The organism is Mycobacterium sp. DBP42, from assembly GCF_005924235.1.
GTDB classification, from domain to species: domain Bacteria; phylum Actinomycetota; class Actinomycetes; order Mycobacteriales; family Mycobacteriaceae; genus Mycobacterium; species Mycobacterium syngnathidarum.
The window spans coordinates 55,352-74,091 of the sequence record NZ_VCMY01000022.1; the positions used below are offsets into that span (position 1 = coordinate 55,352).

Annotated in this window: 16 protein-coding genes; 7 read left to right on the forward strand and 9 right to left on the reverse strand. The window is 64.8% G+C overall.

Going from position 1 to position 18,740, the window contains the following annotated elements:
- Positions 1 to 63 precede the first annotated feature (63 nt).
- Together E0T84_RS19470 and E0T84_RS19475 are read left to right on the forward strand one after the other, a co-directional pair.
- Positions 64 to 1,962 (forward strand): NAD(P)/FAD-dependent oxidoreductase, encoded by a 1,899-nt coding sequence (locus E0T84_RS19470; protein WP_138745253.1) that lies wholly within the window; start codon positions 64 to 66, stop codon positions 1,960 to 1,962.
- Entirely contained in the window at positions 1,959 to 2,846 is an 888-nt protein-coding gene (locus tag E0T84_RS19475; RefSeq protein WP_138745254.1) for an SDR family NAD(P)-dependent oxidoreductase, read from the forward strand. Before E0T84_RS19470 ends, E0T84_RS19475 begins: the two co-directional genes overlap by 4 nt.
- A gap of 398 nt (positions 2,847 to 3,244) precedes the next feature.
- Here E0T84_RS19475 and E0T84_RS19480 read toward each other — a convergent pair whose 3' ends face one another.
- Positions 3,245 to 4,225, reverse strand: coding sequence for a Dabb family protein (locus E0T84_RS19480; RefSeq protein WP_083284337.1), 981 nt, complete (start codon positions 4,223 to 4,225; stop codon positions 3,245 to 3,247).
- 100 nt (positions 4,226 to 4,325) lie between these two features.
- Here E0T84_RS19480 and E0T84_RS19485 point away from each other — a divergent pair, with 100 nt between their 5' ends.
- A complete protein-coding gene (locus E0T84_RS19485; RefSeq protein ID WP_070187636.1) occupies positions 4,326 to 5,528 on the forward strand; it encodes an NADH:flavin oxidoreductase in 1,203 nt (400 codons plus the stop codon).
- Here the strand turns inward: E0T84_RS19485 and E0T84_RS19490 are convergent.
- The 6 genes from E0T84_RS19490 to E0T84_RS19515 all read right to left on the reverse strand — a co-directional run bounded on the left by E0T84_RS19490 (position 5,505) and on the right by E0T84_RS19515 (position 12,180).
- The gene (locus tag E0T84_RS19490; RefSeq protein WP_070187637.1) at positions 5,505 to 6,428 is read right to left on the reverse strand and encodes an alpha/beta hydrolase; all 924 of its coding nucleotides are present in this window, start codon (positions 6,426 to 6,428) and stop codon (positions 5,505 to 5,507) included. The two genes, E0T84_RS19485 and E0T84_RS19490, sit on opposite strands and share 24 nt — an antisense overlap.
- Entirely contained in the window at positions 6,425 to 7,264 is an 840-nt protein-coding gene (locus E0T84_RS19495; protein ID WP_070187638.1) for an IclR family transcriptional regulator, read from the reverse strand. The genes E0T84_RS19490 and E0T84_RS19495 overlap by 4 nt, the downstream gene beginning before the upstream one ends.
- A gap of 174 nt (positions 7,265 to 7,438) precedes the next feature.
- Complete coding sequence (locus E0T84_RS19500) at positions 7,439 to 8,914, reverse strand: FAD-dependent oxidoreductase (RefSeq protein ID WP_070187649.1); 1,476 nt, start codon at positions 8,912 to 8,914, stop codon at positions 7,439 to 7,441.
- Positions 8,911 to 9,819: a biphenyl-2,3-diol 1,2-dioxygenase gene (bphC, locus tag E0T84_RS19505; protein ID WP_070187639.1), complete on the reverse strand. Its 909-nt coding sequence runs from the start codon at positions 9,817 to 9,819 to the stop codon at positions 8,911 to 8,913. The genes E0T84_RS19500 and bphC overlap by 4 nt, the downstream gene beginning before the upstream one ends.
- Before the next feature lie 13 nt (positions 9,820 to 9,832).
- The gene (locus E0T84_RS19510; RefSeq protein ID WP_070187640.1) at positions 9,833 to 11,014 is read right to left on the reverse strand and encodes an acyl-CoA dehydrogenase family protein; all 1,182 of its coding nucleotides are present in this window, start codon (positions 11,012 to 11,014) and stop codon (positions 9,833 to 9,835) included.
- Positions 11,015 to 11,115: 101 nt separating this feature from the next.
- Positions 11,116 to 12,180: a ferredoxin--NADP reductase gene (locus E0T84_RS19515; protein ID WP_070187641.1), complete on the reverse strand. Its 1,065-nt coding sequence runs from the start codon at positions 12,178 to 12,180 to the stop codon at positions 11,116 to 11,118.
- A gap of 233 nt (positions 12,181 to 12,413) precedes the next feature.
- Here E0T84_RS19515 and E0T84_RS19520 point away from each other — a divergent pair, with 233 nt between their 5' ends.
- The 3 genes from E0T84_RS19520 to E0T84_RS19530 all read left to right on the forward strand — a co-directional run bounded on the left by E0T84_RS19520 (position 12,414) and on the right by E0T84_RS19530 (position 16,232).
- On the forward strand, positions 12,414 to 13,646 hold the full coding sequence (locus E0T84_RS19520) for an IS110 family transposase (protein ID WP_070185491.1): 1,233 nt from the start codon (positions 12,414 to 12,416) through the stop codon (positions 13,644 to 13,646).
- Positions 13,647 to 13,813: 167 nt separating this feature from the next.
- Complete coding sequence (locus E0T84_RS19525) at positions 13,814 to 15,412, forward strand: NAD(P)/FAD-dependent oxidoreductase (protein ID WP_070184583.1); 1,599 nt, start codon at positions 13,814 to 13,816, stop codon at positions 15,410 to 15,412.
- 22 nt (positions 15,413 to 15,434) lie between these two features.
- Positions 15,435 to 16,232 carry a hypothetical protein gene (locus E0T84_RS19530; protein ID WP_234998136.1) on the forward strand — a complete coding sequence of 266 codons (798 nt, stop codon included), beginning with the start codon at positions 15,435 to 15,437 and terminating at the stop codon, positions 16,230 to 16,232.
- A 29-nt stretch (positions 16,233 to 16,261) separates the two neighbouring features.
- On the opposite strand, the gene E0T84_RS19535 is transcribed toward E0T84_RS19530, so the two are convergent.
- Positions 16,262 to 17,113: an IclR family transcriptional regulator gene (locus tag E0T84_RS19535; RefSeq protein ID WP_070184596.1), complete on the reverse strand. Its 852-nt coding sequence runs from the start codon at positions 17,111 to 17,113 to the stop codon at positions 16,262 to 16,264.
- 85 nt (positions 17,114 to 17,198) lie between these two features.
- Between E0T84_RS19535 and E0T84_RS19540 the strand changes: the two genes are divergently transcribed.
- Positions 17,199 to 17,855, forward strand: a complete 657-nt coding sequence (locus E0T84_RS19540; RefSeq protein ID WP_070184585.1) for a TetR/AcrR family transcriptional regulator — start codon at positions 17,199 to 17,201, stop codon at positions 17,853 to 17,855.
- Here the strand turns inward: E0T84_RS19540 and E0T84_RS19545 are convergent.
- Positions 17,846 to 18,688, reverse strand: coding sequence for an alpha/beta fold hydrolase (locus E0T84_RS19545; RefSeq protein WP_371726107.1), 843 nt, complete (start codon positions 18,686 to 18,688; stop codon positions 17,846 to 17,848). The two genes, E0T84_RS19540 and E0T84_RS19545, sit on opposite strands and share 10 nt — an antisense overlap.
- Positions 18,689 to 18,740 lie beyond the last annotated feature (52 nt).

Below are 18,740 nucleotides of genomic sequence, written 5' to 3' on the forward strand. Positions count from 1 at the left end.
GATCGCAACGTCGCTGCTGCGCCTCGATACTCGGGTGCCATGAGCCTTACACCGTCCGTGGACATGTCGAGCCCTGCGATCGATGTGCATGAACTTCGGATCCACTTGCAACAGGCTGATCCCGGTGTCTTGGTCGCAGTGCTGGCACAGATGACGGGTGACGCATCAGTTGTCGATCGGTATGCCGCCAAGATCGACCACGTTCCTGACCCACCCGAGCGGGCCGGGACGACTGATCCGCGGACGGCTGAGGAGCTGGCCGACGAGATCATCGCCGCACTCGGCCGTCCCCGGCCGACCGACGCGTTGGCTGTCGATGACCGTGATTTCTTCATCCGGTTGTTGCCGGTCGCGCTGGTTAGTGACGTCGATGATGAACATGTGGATCTGCTACTCGAGCAGGGCGGTTTCCGGCCGTCGCAACCGACGCTGCCGCGCACCACGCCGATTCCCTCGTCGACCACCATGGCGATCATCGGCGCCGGTATCGCTGGTATCGCGGTCGCGCTGGCCGCCGCCGAGGAAGGAGTGCAGTTCCAGATCTTCGATCGTAACCGTGAGGTGGGCGGAACCTGGTTTACCACAACGTATCCCGGAATCGGGGTGGACACGCCCTCGGCGTACTACTCGCTCTCGCGCGAGGTGAACCCGGACTGGTCGAACTATTATCCGCAGGGCGCGGAGTACCAGGCCTACCTGGTCTCGTTGGCCGACAAGCACGACCTGCGTCGCCACATCCGCTTCGGCACCGAGGTTGAGGCACTGTGGTGGGACGAGCAGCGCCAGCAGTGGGAAATCCGCTCCCGCGCCGGTGATGGAACCCAGAGCATCGACTACGCGACCGTCGTCGTCACCGCCGCCGGTTACCTGAATCGGCCGCGCTTCCCAGACGTACCAGGGCGAGACACCTTCACAGGCACCAATATTCATTCGGCCCAGTGGGACGCTTCGCTGGATCTTACGGGCAAGAGGGTGGCCATCATCGGCGCAGGTTGCACGGCGGTGCAGATCGTCGATGCCTGTGTCGACGAGGTCGAACACCTGACGGTATTCCAACGTCAGCCGCACTGGGTCGCCCCCCGCCGGCGCCTTTCCGATGACGTCCCCGAACACCGTCGTTATCTGGGCCAGGCACTGCCCTATTACGCGATGTGGCACCGGCTCAAGTCCTACTGGGCAACGGCCGACAACAATTACCCAGTCATCCTGCGGGACCCCGAGTGGGCCGAGACTCATCTGTCGATCTCACCGGCCAATGATGTGCTGCTGCAGATGTGCCTTCACTATATCGACCGGACCTTCGGTGCCGGAACCGAATTGGCGCAGAAGGTGACACCGGACTTCGCACCATACGGCAAACGGATCATCCGCGATCCCGGTGGCTACTATGCCGCGTTGACCCGCGACCATGTCGACGTCGAAGCCAGTGAACCTGCCCAGATCAACGAGCGTGGCATCGTTACCGTCGACGGTCGCCAGATCGACCTGGACGTGATCATCTACGCGACCGGTTACCATCTGGACTTCCTGTCCACCGTGGATATTCGGGGTCGGGAGGGCAAGACCTTGGCCGAGGTGTGGGGCGACAGTCCCAGTGCGTACCGCGGCGGCACCGTACCGGGGTTCCCCAACCTGTTCATCACTTCGGCGCCGAACTACAGCCCGGGCCACGGTGCAGGTGCCAATTTCTCGATGGAAGTGCTGGCGCACTACATCCTGGAGTGCCTGCAGCTGATGGCTTTGCGCGGGGCGTCGACGATGGAGGTCACCCAACGTGCGTACGACGAGTACGTCGCGGAGATAGACGAGGCGATGCAGCGCACGGTCTGGTGCCACACGCCCAACGCCCACACCTACTACCGCTCGGGGTCCGGTCGCGTCGTGGTGGCCACACCGTTCCGGCTGGTGGATATCTGGCAGCAACACCGAGCGCCGATCGAAGAGGATTTCGTTCTCCGATGAGTCAGATACTCTCCGGCAGAACTGCGTTGGTGACCGGCAGCAGTCGCGGCATCGGGCGGGCGATCGCTCAGCGGTTGGCGGCGGAAGGGGCGACCGTGGCCGTGACCGCGCGCTCCCACACCCCGACACCGTCCACACGGGCTGGTGTCACCGAGGCGATCCCGGGAACCATCGAGGAGACCATCGCTCTCATCGAAGACGCCGGAGGTTCGGCCTTCGGAGTGGCTGCCGATCTCGAAGACAGTACCGCCCGCGACGGCCTGATCGAGGCTGTGGTCGCGCAGACCGGCCGGCTCGACATCCTGGTCAACAACGCCGGCTATGCCGACTATTCGGTCGTCGAGGACATGCCGGTCGAGACCTTCGACCGTACCGTTGAGCACTATCTGAAGACACCGTTCGCGTTGACGAAAGCGGCTGTGCCGCACATGCGTACCCAGGGCGCAGGGTGGATCGTCAACATCGGCTCGGTGACCGGGGTGGCTCCGGTGCGGCCGTACCGGGACTACAACAAAACGGCGGGCGACGTGATCTATGCGTCGTGCAAGGCCGCACTGCATCGGTTTACCCAGGGGGTGGCCGCCGAACTGCTGGATGCCGACATCGCGGTGAACTGCGTCGGACCGTCGACGGCGGTGCGCACGCCGGGTGCGGCGTCGCTAATTCCGGAAAGCTTTCCTACTGAACCGGTCGAGTACCTGGCTGAAACGGTTCTGGCCATGTGTCACCTGCCCGCCGCGGAGCGGACCGGTCTGGTGGCATTCAGCCTGCATTACCCGTGGTCGCAACAACTTCAGGTGCACTCGCTGGACGGCAGTACGCTGCTGCCGCCGCTGCAGCCGCCGGTGGCGGCGAATCCGAATATTCTGCCCGCGGGGGTTTAGGCATGTTGTCCGGTGCCATATCGGTGTAAAGGGCTCGGGTCACACTGGTCACAGATTTCCGTCGCATATCCGATGTGCCCGCCTATCAGCGACTTTTCAGCGACAATTGCCTCACGGGCAACGGGTGACTCATTAAACCCAGTGTGCGCCCGCGGTTTTGACCCATGTGTACCTGTGGACACATCAGCATCATCCGTCCAGCGTCCGGGCAACTCAAAATCCGTGGGGCATGAGCCTCTAGGGGCAGCAGTGACCTGAGTATTGGGTTACTCAGTGGCAGACGGTGGGCATGGTGCTGAAGTGGCTTTTGTCGCTGAAAAGTCGCTGATAGGTGAGCGAGTCAGCACCTGCCTTCTCAGCGCGACACGCCGAAGCTGCGCAACAAGGGCGAGGTCGCGTTAGAGGGGCGCCGGGTGATTCAGTTCGCAGAAGCTGTGGCATACCCGGTCGCGGACAATGATGTCGGTGGTCTCGGGGTCGAACCAGCGGTCGACCACGGCCCAATGGATCGGGTGCATGAGGTAGGGACCCATCAGACCGTCGACATCGGTGAATTCCTGCTCGAACACGTGGGTCCAGTCGCTGGTCCCGATGGCCTGCTCGACCCGGCTGAGTTGCCATGCGGCGATGGTCGGCACGTATCGCGGCATCATCAACAGTTCGCTCTCAAATGCCGCGACGGTCTCGGCCTCTACCTCGTCGGGTACCGACAGTAGCAGTGCGCGGTACACGGTGCCGCTGCTGCGGCGGGTCGGTGCGCCCCGGTAGACAGCGCCATTCACCCGCGAGATCGCCGGGTCCGCCAGCGCATCGTCGAAATCGCTCTTTTCCCAGTCGTCTTCGCCTGCAAACCGCAGGTGAACCAGAATATCGCCCCCATTGCGTGAACCCGGAAGTGTCGGCTCTACCAACGCTCGCGACGCTCCGCTGTGTTCGGCTGCATCGCGTAGGGTGCCCAGGATGCGGTCGCGGTCGGACTCGTCGACGTCGAGCAAGCGGGTGACCCCGAGTGTGGCACTGCCGGCTGATGAGACGGGCAGGGCGGGTGAGACATTGGTGATGGCATCGGCAGCGGATGCCACTTCGCGGCTGCGTTCCACCACCAGATCGGTGATGCTGGCCCACCACCGCGCAACGGCAGGGTCGGGCCGTCCCTGCCAGGTCATCTGCCACCACGCCTGAGGGCTGGGCAGCGTCCAGGTAATGGTGACCACGTTGGGTCGGTCGTCGAACCAGATGGGTGGGCTGACCATGACGTCGCGCAGTGTCATGCCGCGTTGGCCGGCCCCTGGGACGTAGCCGGCCAGGTAGGCGTCGATGAACTGCTGGGCGCAACCCGGGGCGGTGACTACCCGGTCGATGACGAAAACCTCGGTCATGAGCCGAGATTACGGTCGGTCGTCGCGACCGGCGCGCAGCGTTCCCGGCCATCGGGAAACCACCGTTGACGGTCGTGCGTATCGGGGCGATGGTGTGCCGATGACCGACCCGTTCAGCCCGGCCCAATTAGGCCCAGTCAAGCTACGCAACCGAGTAATCAAGGCCGCCACGTCAGAAGGCCGCTCGCCGCACGGACTGGTCACCGACGATCTCATCGACTTCCACCGCAACTTTGCCGAGGGCGGCGTCGGGATGACGACGGTGGCCTACTGCTGTGTGTCTCCGCAAGGGGCGAGTGCGCCAGGACAGATCGTGATGGACAGCAAGGCACTTCCGGGGCTGCGGCGACTCGCCGAGGCGGTACACGGTGCGGGCGCGGCTATTTCGGCGCAACTCGGACATGCCGGGGTGGTGGCGCAGAAGAAGCTGACCGGTGTCACCGCCGTGGCGCCGAGCCGGTTCGTGAACCCAACCTCCTTCGCCTACTGCCGGCAGATCACCCGCAGCGAGATCGACATGGTGATCAACCAGTTCGGTGACGCGGCACAGGTGGCGGTCGAAGCCGGATTCGATGCTGTGGAACTGCATTTCGGCCACCTCTACCTGCCCAGCTCATTTCTGAGCCCACTGATCAATCGCCGCAGAGACGAGTATGGCGGTGATATCGACAACCGATCGCGGTTCGTGCGGGAGATCGCGGCCCGGGTGCGCGAGGTGGTCGGTAACGACGTCGCGGTGATCGCCAAACTGGACATGAACGACGGGCTCCCGGGAAGCATCTGGATCGACGAGGCGTTGCGCACCGCCCAACTCCTGGACGCCGATGCCACATTGGATGCCATCGAACTGACACAGGGTTCGTCGGTGTACAAGCCTATGTACCTTTTCCGCGGGGATGTCCCCGTCAAGGAGTTCGCGAAGGTGATGCCGCCGGCATTGCGCCCGGCGATCCGGTTGGTGGGCAAGCAGACGATGGGCGTCTACCCATATCAAGACCTCTACATGCTGGAGTCCGCGCGGCAGTTCGTGCCGATCATGCGCAATACCAAACTCATTCTGCTGGGTGGCATCAACGATCGCGAACACCTCGAGACGGGTATGCGGGAAGGATTCGACTTCTTCGCCATGGGCCGGGCATTGCTGCGTGAACCGGACCGGGTCAACACGATGATCGCCGACCCGGCATCGCGTGGCCGCTGTACGCACAACAACAAATGCATGGTGACCGTGTTCGGCCGCACCCACTGCGTGCTCGATCCCGACCAACGCTACGGAGTGTCAACGACGGAGAAGGTCACCTAGCGCCTGGCCGGCCTGTTGCCTCGCGCGGTGGGCGATGTCGAGCATCGGCATCGTCATAAATCCGTGGATGCCGCCGTCGAAGGTGCACCGGGTAATCGGTACCCCGGCCGCCTCCAGCCCGTCGGCATAGGCGACACCCTCGTCGCGCAGCGGGTCATGGCCGGCGAGAACCACGACAGCCGGCGGTAATCCGTTGAGGTCGCCCGCCAGTGGTGAGGCGTAAGGGTGCTGCCGATCAGCGGCCCTGGGCACGTACTGGTCCCAGTACCACTGCAACGCCGGGCGCGGGTTGTAGAAGCCGCTGCCGAAAAGCCGGTAGGACTCGGTGTCGAAATCGGCCGCGATCACCGGGTAGAGCAGCAGCTGGCCGGCCAGTTGCGGCCCGCCGCGGTCGCGGGCCATCAGCGTGGTCACCGCGGCGAGATTTCCGCCGGCACTGTCGCCGCCTGCCGCCACGTGTGCGGGGTCAGCTCCGAAATCGGCGGCATGCTCAACCGCCCAGCGGGTGGCGGCGTAGAAGTCTTCGGCAGCCGTGGGCCAGCGATGCTCAGGGGCCAATCGGTAGGCCACCGAAACCACCACGGCTGGAATCAGATTCGCCAGGCTTCGGCACAGTCCGTCGTGGCTGTCGAGATCGCAGAACACGAATCCGCCGCCATGGGCGAACACCAGCATGGGCAGAGGACCGGTAGCCTCGGGCCGGTAGACGCGGACATCGACGCGGCCGTTGTCCACCGGCACCTGATGATCGGTCACCGAAGCGACCGGCTCGGGTTGAGGATTCGCGACGAACCGGCTGCGGATCGCGGCGCGGGCCTGCGCGCCGGTCATCGTGTGCACCGGCGGGAAGCCTGAATCGAGGGTTTCGATCAACCCTGCGATCTGTGGATCGAGCCTCATGCCGGGAGCAGGGAGGCCGTGGGGCGAATGGTGGCGAGGTTGCCGACGCGCAACGGCCGAACGGGCTGCAAAGTAGGCGTCACCCGGCCCGGACCTCCTTCGGCATTGCGCCAGATGCCCATGGCCGTCATGCGTACCGGAGCCGCCAGTCGCTGGTCGAATGCCATCCGGTTCATGGGGCCGCACACGGAAACCGCGGCGACCGCGGCTCCGGCGGGCCCGATCGGGGCGGCCACACAGCCGAACCCGACCAGCGATTCTTCGCGTTCGAATGCCACGCCGTGGGCTCGGACCTTCGCCAGTTCGGTGGCGAGCTGCCGTTCGTTGGCGATCGAGAAACGGGTGCGGCCTGAGGTCAGGTCGATGTCGGCCGGTGGGTTGTCGGCCAGGATGGCCTTGCCGACCGCCGTGCAGTGCGCGGGCTGCCGTCCTCCGATGCGGGTGGGGATGGCGGCCACCATCTGGCCGCCGATTTTCTCCAGATACACCACATCGGGGCCATCGAGGACAGCCAGATGGACCACCAGCCCGGTGGCCCGGTGCAGGTCGCGCAGCAAGGGAATCGCGGCCCGGTGGATGCGATCCTGGTGCAGCGCCAGCGATCCCAGCTCGACCAGTCGCATGCCCAATTCGTAGTCGCGGCCGTCGCGGCGCAGCCACCGCAACTGCACGAGACGCTCCAGGATCCGGTGGGCCGAAGAACGTGGCAGACCGGTGCGGCGCACGATCTCGGCCAGCGTCAACCGGCCGGGTCCGTCGAAGACATCGAGGACCAGGGACACCCGGTCAATGACGGCACTGGGCGTCTCGCCCGCCTTCTCGACAGCCATTGTCATGAGGGACCTCCGATTCAGAGCCACATGCCGCCCCGGCATATGACTATTAGTCATATGACTGTTTGTAGCATACGAATGTGGGTGCTGTCACACCAATGGATGGAAGCGATACAGGTCATGCCAAAAGCCCCGCCGCGATGCGGCGGGGCAGAAGGCCGATGAGATGGAAAGTCGCTAAGCACAGGCAGCTGCAGCCGCGGCCCGCCCGGCCCGGCGACCGTAGAAACTTCCGTCGCCCAGCGAAACCCCGCTGGCGTATCCCCACGCCGCCAGGCCGGCCGTGCAGCGTCCGGCAGCGAAGAGACCTGGGATCGGTTCCCCGCTGACGTGCAGCACCTCGGCATCGAGGGTGGTGTGTAGCCCGCCGAGGGTGAAACCACCGGTGGATTCGCGGAGGTCGATGGCGCCCACCGGAGATTTGATCGGCTTGAGCCACTGCGGCTTCTTGTGCAGCAGCGGGTCCTCTCCGCGAGCCGCACCCTCGTTGTAGGCCTCGATCGTGGCCTGCAAAGAATTCGGCGGCAACCCGATCTCTGCCTCCAGTTCGGCGACGGTGTCGGCCACCCACGTCGGCGGCCGCATCATCAACTGCGGCGACAGTGAAGCCATCGCCTCTTCCTGGGCGTCGCCGTCGATGATCAGATACGCGGTGTTGTTCTGGTGATACAGCGTCAACTGGCCGGCCCGGCCGGGATACGTGTCCTCGGCGACATAGCGCTGACCACGTTCGTTCACCAGGATCCCGCGCACCAACTGTTGCGGGTCGATGAACAGGGCGACCTCGGTGGCGTCCATGTGCGCCAGATCGGCCCCGAGTGCCTGTGCCATCCGGATGGCCTGCCCGTCGTGCTGCTCGATCGAGGCGGCCGGGCGCCCGGCGATGCGCGGGGCATACCGGGCGACCATGGCGTCGTTGTAGGCGAAGCTGCCGGTGGCCAGCACCACTCCACGCCGGGCCCGGATGTCCATCACAGTGCCGTAGCGCCGGGTTCGGATGCCGACGACCCGGCCGTCGGACTCGACGATCAGCGACTGCACCCGCACGTCATACAGCGACCGTGTCCCGGTCGCGATCGCAGCCCCGACAAGGCCCTTCATCAGCATGAAACCCGCGCTGGACTCGCCCTGCTTCTTGTTCTGCATCTGCGGGACGTGCCCGCGCGGGGCCGGCGTGGCGATGGTGTTGAACGGGTACGAGTTCTCCCCACCGCTGTACATCAGCCCCTGGTCGCCCATCGGCTCCCAGCCGGGCTCGCCGAAGAACTCGGCTTTGAACGGTACCCCGCAACCCACGAGCCAGTCGAAGTGCGCGACGCTTCCTCGGCAGTAGTCGGCGATGCGAGTCGTATCTGCGCCCGGGCCCATGGCCGCGTTGAGGAAGCTGGTCATGTTGTCGACTGAATCGTCGAAACCACAAGCCTTTTGGATGGCTGTTCCGCCACCGAGATAGATGAAGCCGCCTGCCATCGACGCGGCTCCGCCCCATGAGCCGGTGCGTTCCAGTACCAGCACGTCGGCCCCGGTGCGGGCCGCCTCCACGGCAGCGGCCGCGCCGGCAACGCCGTAACCCGCGATCACCACGTCAGCCTCGTCGGCCCACTCGGTGACCGTGCAGGCCGGGATCGGTCGGACGTCGTCGGTGAGAATCATGGGCGCATCGCCGCCGGAAGGTCCGAAACCCACTGGTGCCCCCAGTAGCTGTCGGCGGTGATTTCCTCTGCTGTGTAGAAGGTTTCGTCGACCCGCATGCCTTCGGTGCCGAACTCGATGTCCCAGTCACCCGGAGCGCGCACGTAGAAGGACACCATCTTGTCGTTGGTGTGCCGGCCCAGTGTCGACGACAGCTGGAAGCCCTCGGCGTTGACCCGGTCCAGGGCCTGGCCCACCGCGTCGAGGGAGTCGACCTCGACCATGAGGTGGATCAGGCCGGGATCGCGCAGCGTCTGCGCGGGACAGATGGCCAGGCTGTGATGGCGTTCGTTGACGCCCATGAACCGGACCCGAATCGGGCCGAACTCCGGCGGCACCGGAACACGGAACGCGCCGCGGGACTTGAAACCGAGTATCTCGGTGTAGAACTCGAACAACCCATTGACGTCGAGCGCAGGCAACACCACATGCCCGAGCCCCTGATCGCCGGTGACGAACTTGGCCCCGAACGGTGTGACGACGGGGGAGTGGTCCAGGACCGCGCCGTGGAACACCTCCAGTGCGGTACCGGCAGGATCCTCGAACGCGATGGCCTCCTCGACCCGGCGGGCATCTGTCTCCTCGAGCGACAGCTGCTTGAACGGCACGCCTGCGGCCTCGAGTGCGCTCTTGACCTGCTCAAGGTCGGCGTGGTCGCGGACCTCCCATCCGACGGTCACGATCTTGTCGGACTCCCCGGGCACCACGATGATGCGGGCGGCACGCTCGTCCATCCGCAGATACAACGCGGACTCGTCCGGTCCGGTCCCGGTCGCGAAGCCGAGCACGTTGAAGGCAAAGTGCCGCCAGCGCTCGATGTCGGAGGCGGCGACGGTGACGTAGCCGAGGCTCTTGATCAATCCCATGCGAGGTGTCCTCTCAGATCATCGCCCGCAGCGGACCCTGCGGGTCCACGCCCAGCGAGCTCAGGGCCGAAGCGTGATAGACCGTGCCGGGAACGTGAATGGCGTGCGCTTGGCCGACATGCACGTCGCGCCAATAGCGTTGCAGCGGCTTGTCCATCCGCGCGGCGTTCCCGCCGCAGCGCGCGAAGATCTCGTCGACCGCCGACACCGCGCGCCAGACCGCACGCACCTGGGTGCGCCGACCTGCGGCCCGGTCCTCGAAGGACACCTCGTTACCTGAGTCGACGATGTCGTAGATGCGGTCGGCATTGGCCAACAGCTCCTGCCTGGCGGCGTTGATGTCCGCGGCGGCTTCGCCGATCGCGAACATGACGTACGGGTCGTCCTTGATCGCCACCCCGCTGGAGTTGACCCGCTCGCGTTGGTAATCCAGGGCGGCAGCCAACGCACCCTCGGCGATACCGATGGTTGCCGCGCTGATGCCGAGCGGGAACATCGTCGACCACGGCATCAGGTACAGCGTGTCGGTCATTCCGGCCTCGCGCTGGGCGGTGCCGTCCATCACCTTCGTCGCATCCATCGTCCGGTACGTGGGCACGAACGCATCCTTGACGATGACGTCCTTAGAGCCGGTTCCGCGGAGTCCCACCACATTCCACGAGTCTTGGACGATCTCGTAGTCCTTGCGCGGCAGGATCATGTGCAGCATCTGCGGCGGCATCAGCGGCTTACCCTCAGCGTCTCCGAGCATCGCGCCCAGGAAGATCCAGTCGCAGTGATCGGTGCCCGAGCTGAACTGCCAGCGGCCGTTGAAGATGTAGCCTCCCTCGACGGGCTTGGCCACGCCCTGCGGTGCGTAGGGAGACGCGACCCAGGTGTCGACGTCGTCGGCCCAAATTTCGGCGGCGACCTTGGGGTCGGCGTAGGCCAGCTGGTAGGGATGAACGCCCACCACGCCGTTGATCCACCCGGCCGAGGGGTCCAGGGCCGCGGTGGCCATCACGGTCTCGGCGAACTCGCGCGGATGGACCTCCAAGCCGCCGTGAGCCTTCGGCTGCAACAGACGGATGTTGCCCGCCGACTTCATCATCTTGACGGTCTCGTCGGTGAGCTTGCCGATCTTCTCGGCTTCGGCGCCCTGCTGGCGCAACTGGTCAGCGATGTCGCGCACCCGGTCGATTACGCGCTCGGTCATTGTTCGGTCCTATCGTCGAGGGCTGTAACTGATGGTGTACCGCGTTGACCCGGGCGGCGGGAGCCAATCCCGGTCAGTGGAAAGGTGCCGACCACACGGGTTCAAAATTCGATGTGGATGTCATCGGAAACCGGGCGTGCCTGACAGCCGAGGATGACGCCGTCGGCGACATCCTCGGGTTCGAGAATGTCGCAGGCGGCCATGTCCACCTCGCCGCGAACCACCGTGGCCGCGCACGATCCGCACTGTCCCTCCTTGCAGGAATACGGAACATCGACACCCGAGCGGATCAACACGTCGACCAACGTCGCCTGGCGCGGCCACCTCAGCCGGTGACTGGTGCCGTCCAGATCGACCTGAAGGTCGGCGGCGTCATCTTCGTCGGAATCTGTTGCCGGTTCGGTGGTGTCATCGGCGAACGGGTCACCGGCCAGCGACTGGAACACCTCGAGGTGGATCCGGTCCCGCAAGACACCGGCCTCGAGAAGAGCCTCCTTGATGACCGCCATGAACGGAGCCGGCCCGCAGACGAAGGTCTCGAAGCCGGTGCACCCGGCGAAAACGGTGTGGGCGAATCCGCTCAGCTGCGCGCGGGTCGGTAGGCCCTGAATCGATTCCAGCCAGTGCAGCACCGTCAGTCGGCCCGCGTAACGGGCGGCGAGTTCGCGTAGTTCGCCGGCGAAGATCACCGAGCGTTCATCGCGGTTGGCGTAGCACAGAACCACTCGCCCGGTGCCGGCCGACAACACCGACTTGAGGATCGACATCACCGGCGTGATGCCACTGCCTGCTGCCCACAACAGAAAATCGGTGTCGAGGCTTGCCGGGGTGAACAACCCCGAAGGCGGCAGTACCTCGAGGGTGTCGCCGACATCGACGTTGTCGCACAACCAATTCGAACCGTAGCCGTCGGCAGTGCGCTTGACCGTCACCTTGGGGGCGGGATCGGTGTGCGGCGAGCTCGCGAGTGAGTAACACCGGGCCACCGATCCGGTCAGCTCACTTGGCAGCCGCAGCGTCAGGAATTGTCCGGGCCGGTAGGAGAACCGGTCGCGTTGGTCGTCGGGGATGCTGAAGACCAGTGAACGAGCGTCGGGGCTCTCGTCGATGACTTCGGCCACCGTGACAAGGATGCTCCGTCTGGTCTGGAGGCTCGGGTCGGTCACTAGGGCACCATCCTTATTGCGGGCCTTGTTGAGAGGTTCGTGGAAGGGACTCGGCGGGGGCCGAGGTGACGGCCAGCGTCGGTCGCTCGTAGAGGGCCTGCATGACACCGCCGCCCTCGGTCCTGCCGGGGTCGCAGACCGGCATCAGGGAGACGCGCCGCAGAGCGCCAGTTAGTGACCGTCCGGTGGTCGATCCCCTCGCCGCGTCGTCGCTGCCACTGTGAGGAGAACCGTTGTCCGAGGACACCGCTGAAATCGTCTACGTCGGGTTGGATTGGGCCACCGCAACCCACGCTGTGTGCGTGCTGTCCGCCGTAGGAAAAATATTGGCACAGCTCATGATTGACCACACCGCCGACGGCATCGCCACCCTGGTCCGCAAACTCGCCAAGTTCGGCGAACCCGCCGACGTGCACATCGGGATCGAGCGACCCAACGGGCGGCTGGTCGACCTGCTGCTCGACGCGGGCCATCCGGTCATCCCGGTGTCGCCGAACGCGATCAAAACCTGGCGTGACGGCGAAGTCGTCTCTGGGGCGAAGTCCGATGCCGGCGACGCCCTGGTGATCGCCGAATATCTGCGGCTGCGCCACCACCGGCTGCACCCGGTAGCGCCGTACAGCGGGCACACCAAGGCGTTGCGCACCGTGGTGCGCACCCGAGACGACCTCGTCGCCATGCGGGTATCGGCCACCAACCAACTCAGCGCCCTGCTCGATGACCACTGGCCCGGCGCCAAGGCGATCTTCGCCGACGTGCAATCCCCGATCAGCCTGGCTTTCCTGCATCAATACCCGACCGCGGTCAGCGCCGCCCGCCTCGGAGAGAAGCGCCTTGCCGCCTTCCTGATCAAACACGGCTACTCCGGCCGCCGGCCGGCCGGTGAACTGCTGGGGCGGCTGCGCGCAGCGCCTGCCGGCACCAGCGACCCCATCCTCTCGATCGCGGTCGCCGACGCCGTCACAGCCCTGGTCACCGTGCTGGACACCCTCAACAAAGTCGGCAAGACCCTCGACCGCTGCGTGATCGCCCGGCTCGGGGAGCACCCGGACGCCGAGATCTTCACGTCGCTGCCAAGGTCGGGTCAGATCAACGCCGCCCAGGTGCTCGCCGAGTGGGGCGACTCCCGTGCAGCCTACGACGGACCCGACGCGGTGGCCGCCCTGGCCGGAGCCACACCAGTGACCAAAGCGTCCGGCAAACAACACGCGGTGCACTTCCGCTGGGCCTGCAACAAACGATTCCGCCGAGCACTGACCACCTTCGCTGACAACAGCCGCCACCAAAGCCCCTGGGCCGCAGACATCTACACCCGAGCTCGCGCCCGCGGACACGACCATCCCCATGCCATACGCATCCTCACCCGCGCCTGGATCCGGGTGATCTACCGCTGCTGGCACGACCACCGCCCCTACAACCCCAACCTCCACGGCGGAACACAAAGACTCCTGCCGAAAACGGCCTGAGGTTGACTCAGGAAGTGTCATGGGCCGAGATTCTCGCCGACGCCGCCGATGAGGCAATCTGCCGATTCCGGTGGTCGGGACGTCAGGTCTCGCGGTCCGGTGACCGGGAAATGTGGCGGCCGTGCGCGCGATCGGCACCTACCGTTCGCCCTGTGAGCAGTGGATCGATGAGCGTCGTAGATGTGGTGGTGGTGGGCGCCGGTTTCGGTGGCCTGTACGCGTTGCACAAGTTCCGGTCGCAAGGGTTGTCGGTGCGAGTGTTCGAGGCCGCGCCGGAAGTGGGTGGCACCTGGTACTTCAACCGCTACCCGGGCGCTCGGTGTGACGTCGAGAGCGTCGACTATTGCTATTCGTTCTCCGATGAGCTCCAACAAGAGTGGACGTGGACCGAGAAGTACGCCACCCAGTCCGAGATCCTCACGTACATCAACTGGGTCGCCGACGAGCTCGATCTGCGCTGCGACATCACGTTCCAGACGAGGGTTGATTCGGCAGTGCTCGACGAGCAGAGGCTGCGCTGGACCGTCACCACCGATACCGGCGAAACCGTGGACGCGCGGTTCGTGGTGATGGCCACCGGCCCGCTGTCGGCGGCGATGACTCCCGACTTCCCGGGCCTCGACACCTTCACCGGGGACATCTATCACACCGCACACTGGCCACACCAGGGCGTGGATTTCACCGGTAAGCGGGTCGCCGTGATCGGAACCGGATCGTCTGGTATCCAGTCCATTCCGATCATCGCAGAACAGGCTGAACGGCTCTATGTGTTTCAGCGGACTCCCAACTACAGTGTGCCTGCAGGTAACCGGCCATTGACGGCCGACGAGATCGCCGACATCAAGGCCAACTATGCCGAGCGGCGCCGGATGTCCTGGCGCAGCGGCGGTGGCTCGCCCCACGTCGCCCACCCCAAGCTGACCATGGAAGCCACGCCTGAAGAACGTCAGGAAGCCTTCGAAAAGCGTTGGGAACTGGGCGGTGTACTGTTCTCGAAGACGTTCGCCGACCAGATGGTCACACTGGAAGCCAACGAAGAAGCCCGCAAGTTCTACGAGAACAAGATCCGTGCGGTGATCGACGATCCGGACCTGGCCGAGTTGCTGATTCCCGACGATCATCCGATCGGCACAAAACGGATCTGTACCGACACCAATTACTTCCAGACGTTCAACCGGCGCAATGTCACACTCGTGAGCGTCCGCAGGACGCCGATCGAGTCGGTCGACGAAACGGGCATCAACACCACCGAAGGCCACCACGCTGTCGACGCCTTGGTGCTGGCCACCGGATTCGACGCTATGACCGGTGCGCTGGCCAAGATCGACATCGTGGGCCGTGGTGGAAAGAAGCTGGTCGACGATTGGGCCGACGGACCGCGCACCTACCTCGGACTCGGTGTCGACGGCTTCCCCAACCTGTTCCTGATATCCGGGCCCGGGGCCCCGGCAGTGTTGGCGAATATGGTGTTGCACGCCGAAGCGCACGTGAACTGGATCTCCGATGTCATCGACCATCTCGACCAGAACAGTTATGCCGCAATAGAACCCACGGCTGACGCGGTGGACAGTTGGATGGCAGAGTGTGCCCAGCGCGCCGAGGCGACATTGTTCACCAAAGCCAACTCCTGGTACATGGGCGCCAATGTGCCCGGCAAGCCCCGGATGTTCATGCTGTTCATCGGGGGTTTCGGTACCTACCTGCAGATCTGCGACGACACAGCGGCAGCCGGATACAAAGGATTCGATCTGCTCAAGGCCCCATAGTGCCGGAGCCGACGGAGGCAACATGACAGGTATGGCCGATTACGGACCCACTGCCGAATGCCCACTGGTGTACTTCTCGTTCGTCACGCTCGCCGGCGGGGGAGTCGAGGAACACCGGCGCTACAACGAATGGCATCAACTGGATCATCGGCCGGAAAACCTTGCGTTGCCCGGAATTGCCTGGGGTGACCGGTGGAGCCGCCCACAGGCGTGCCGCGCCGTGTCCAGCGCCGAACCCGCACAGGCCGACACCGACTACGTCGCGATGTACTGGTTCCGTTCTCCGGTGGAGCAGTCGGTGCGACAGTGGGAGCAGCTTGGTGCGGACTCATTCCAGTGGGGTCGCGGGCCGATGATCCCCGGAGTGCGTCGCACGGTGCTGGCGTTTTTTCGGCCGGTCAAGGGCTACGCCGCGGCGTCGGCGCTGGTGTCGCCGGGTGTGATCCCGTACCGGCCCAACCGCGGGCTGCACCTGACGATGACCCGGTTCGCCGAACCTTATGGAGTCGATGCCCACCAGCATCACCAATGGGAGGACCGGGTGGCGATTCCGGCTCTGCTGGAAGTTGACGGTGTGGCCGGGGCGTGGACTTTCACACTGGATCGTCACCAGAACAATGGGCTCGGCCTCCGCTCTGGGGAAGCCTCAGATCCGCCCGGTGGTCTGCGCATCCGCCTGCTCTACCTCGATGACGACCCGGTCCAGGTCACCCCGGCAATCGCGGAATGCCTAACAGAGAATGCCGCCGGGACTCCGCCAGCTGGAGAATGTGTCATCCGCACGCCTCTGAACACGATCATCCCCTGGCAGGACTGGTGAACATGGGTACCCCCGGCCGCTAGGTTGTGTCACCTACCTCCGCCGGCTGCGACGGTGGTTTCCCCGACCCGATGGATCATGGCCGGCGTCACCGCCAGATGGGCGGCTCGTGCCTTGCTTGCGCCGTGGCGGGGCACGTCGGACAGACTGTGGCTGATGGCCCACGATGCACTGTGGACGGCGGCGACCACGGGCTCGACGCGCGTGGACCTGGCCGGCCCGCACAGCGACAGGGCGAATCGGTTGTCTTCCTCGCTCAGGGTTATGGGGGCGGCCACTACGGTGACTCCTGGCTCACCACCTTCAACGTCGACGGCCACCCCGCCGCGGGCGCGCACCGTGGTGAGCTTGCGATCCAACTCCGCTCGGTTGCGAATTCCGTACGGCGAGGTGACGGCGTACCGCAACTCTGGCCAGGTTGCCTCGTCCATCTGTGCCAGCAGGGCGCGGCCGGCGGCGCACTGTTCCACGGGCAGCTTGAAACCGACCTGCCAACACCTGCTGGAGCTGGGGCCCATCCCGAAGCGTTCTATGTGCATTACGTGCGTATCTGTCAGGACGCTGAGATGAGCCGTCAGGCCGGTGCGCCGCTGCAGGTCTGCCATTATCGGTAGCGCCGCTTCGGGAACCCGGCGCTGCCGCATTGCCTGGCAGCCGAGTTCGAACATCTTGAGCCCCAGTGCATATCCGGCGCCTTGGCGTTCGATCCAGCCCAGCTGGACCAATCCCTGCAGGATGCGATGAGCTGACGAGCGGGGCACTTTCGAATAGCGAGTGATCTCCGCCAGCGTGAGCGCTTGGCGTTCGCCGAAGACCTCCAGAAGAGAAGCCACCCGGCTGAGCATCGCTATGGGAGCCGCGTCGTCATGCGACGTTGGCACAACACCCTCCATACCTGTCATACTCTGCATATGTGTCATAAGATGACAGGTGTGAGTCTAGGCACAATGCCGTTGCGAAGTAAAGATGCCCAGGGGTAACGGGCCGACGCTCACGGAGCGTCGCGCCGAGGAATTGCGGTTGAATATCGCCAGAACCGCGTGCGATATCTTCATCGCAGACGGCGATACCACAGCGACTGTGGAGCGCATCTGCGACGAAGTGGGCATCGCGACGCGGACGTTTTACCGCCACTTCCCGGTCAAAGAAGACGTGCTGGGACCGTTGTTCCGGCGAAGCGAGAACAATATGCGCAGTCTGTTGGCCTGCGCTGCCGCCGATGCAGACCCGGTAGATGTGCTCGTCGACATGTTCACAGTCGAGGTTCGGCACCGGCAGTCGGCCGGGGTCCAGCAGCGGCAGGCGGTCGAGGTTGCCCGCAAGCTCATGTCACTTGTCGCTGAGACGCCGCAGTACCGCCTGCGGTGGATGGATTGGAGCGCAACCCTCGCCGAAGCCATCACCGATTACCTGGCGGGCCATTTCGAACTCGGCGACGACGAATTCGCCCGAGCGCTGCCGAGTAGGCTCATCATCCAGGTCAGCAGCAGTGCCTACATCTGGTGGACGGACGCCAAAGAACTTCACGAACTTGATGAATTGATAGCCGCGCACCGATCCGGAATCGGCATGGTGCTGTCGGGCCTGCAGCAGCGGACGCCGCCCACCAGGTCTCAGGGCTGAGCTGTCGCTCTTGCCAGGAAGGCCGTGACAACAGACTCGAACGCCTGCTTCGCTTCGATCATGGCCCAGTGCCCGCAGTTGGGAAACACGTGTAGCTCAGCGTTGGGAATGGTGCGCATCGGAATCAGAGACATGTCCAGCGGACTCACGCGATCATCGCGGCCCCACGTCAAAAGCGTTGGGGCAGAGACTTTGTGCATACGCGCCCACGGCATGGGCAGATCCGAAGCGGCCATGGATGCCGTCATCGCCGCGAATGCTGCCTTTCCGTACATCCTGCGTGCGGCGGCTAGGGTCTCCGGATCGGTCGCCAATGTCCAGCGCTCCTCGATCAATTCCTCCGTGACCAGTGTTCGGTCGTAGACCATGGAATGCAGCCAGTCGATGAGGCGCTGCCGGGAAGGGTCCTCGGTGAACTCCTGGAGCAGGCGGATCCCTTCACTGGGGCCGGGGGAGAAGATCGTGGTGCCGATTCCGCCGATCGTCACGAGACGGCCGACGCGTTCGGGTGCATTGATCGCCGTATTTATCCCGACGCCGCCGCCCATGGAGTTGCCGACGATATCCACCCGTTCGACACCCATGGCATCAAGGAAGGGAGTCACCGCTCCCTGAGCCGTGACCATGGGGTGCCCTCCCCAGTCATCTGAGACGCCGAAGCCGGGAAACTCCAGCACCAGACACCGGAAGCGTTGAGAGAACGCCGGCAGCACTCCGCGGAAGTTGCGCCAGCCCGTGACTCCCGGGCCCGATCCGTGCAGGAACAGCACGGTGGGTCCGCGGCCGACATCGTAGTAGCGCAAAGCGCCTGCGCTGGTCTGTATTTCACGCACGACGTCCGTCGTACCGGTGTTATCGGTGACCGAAACAGAATTCGACACGGCA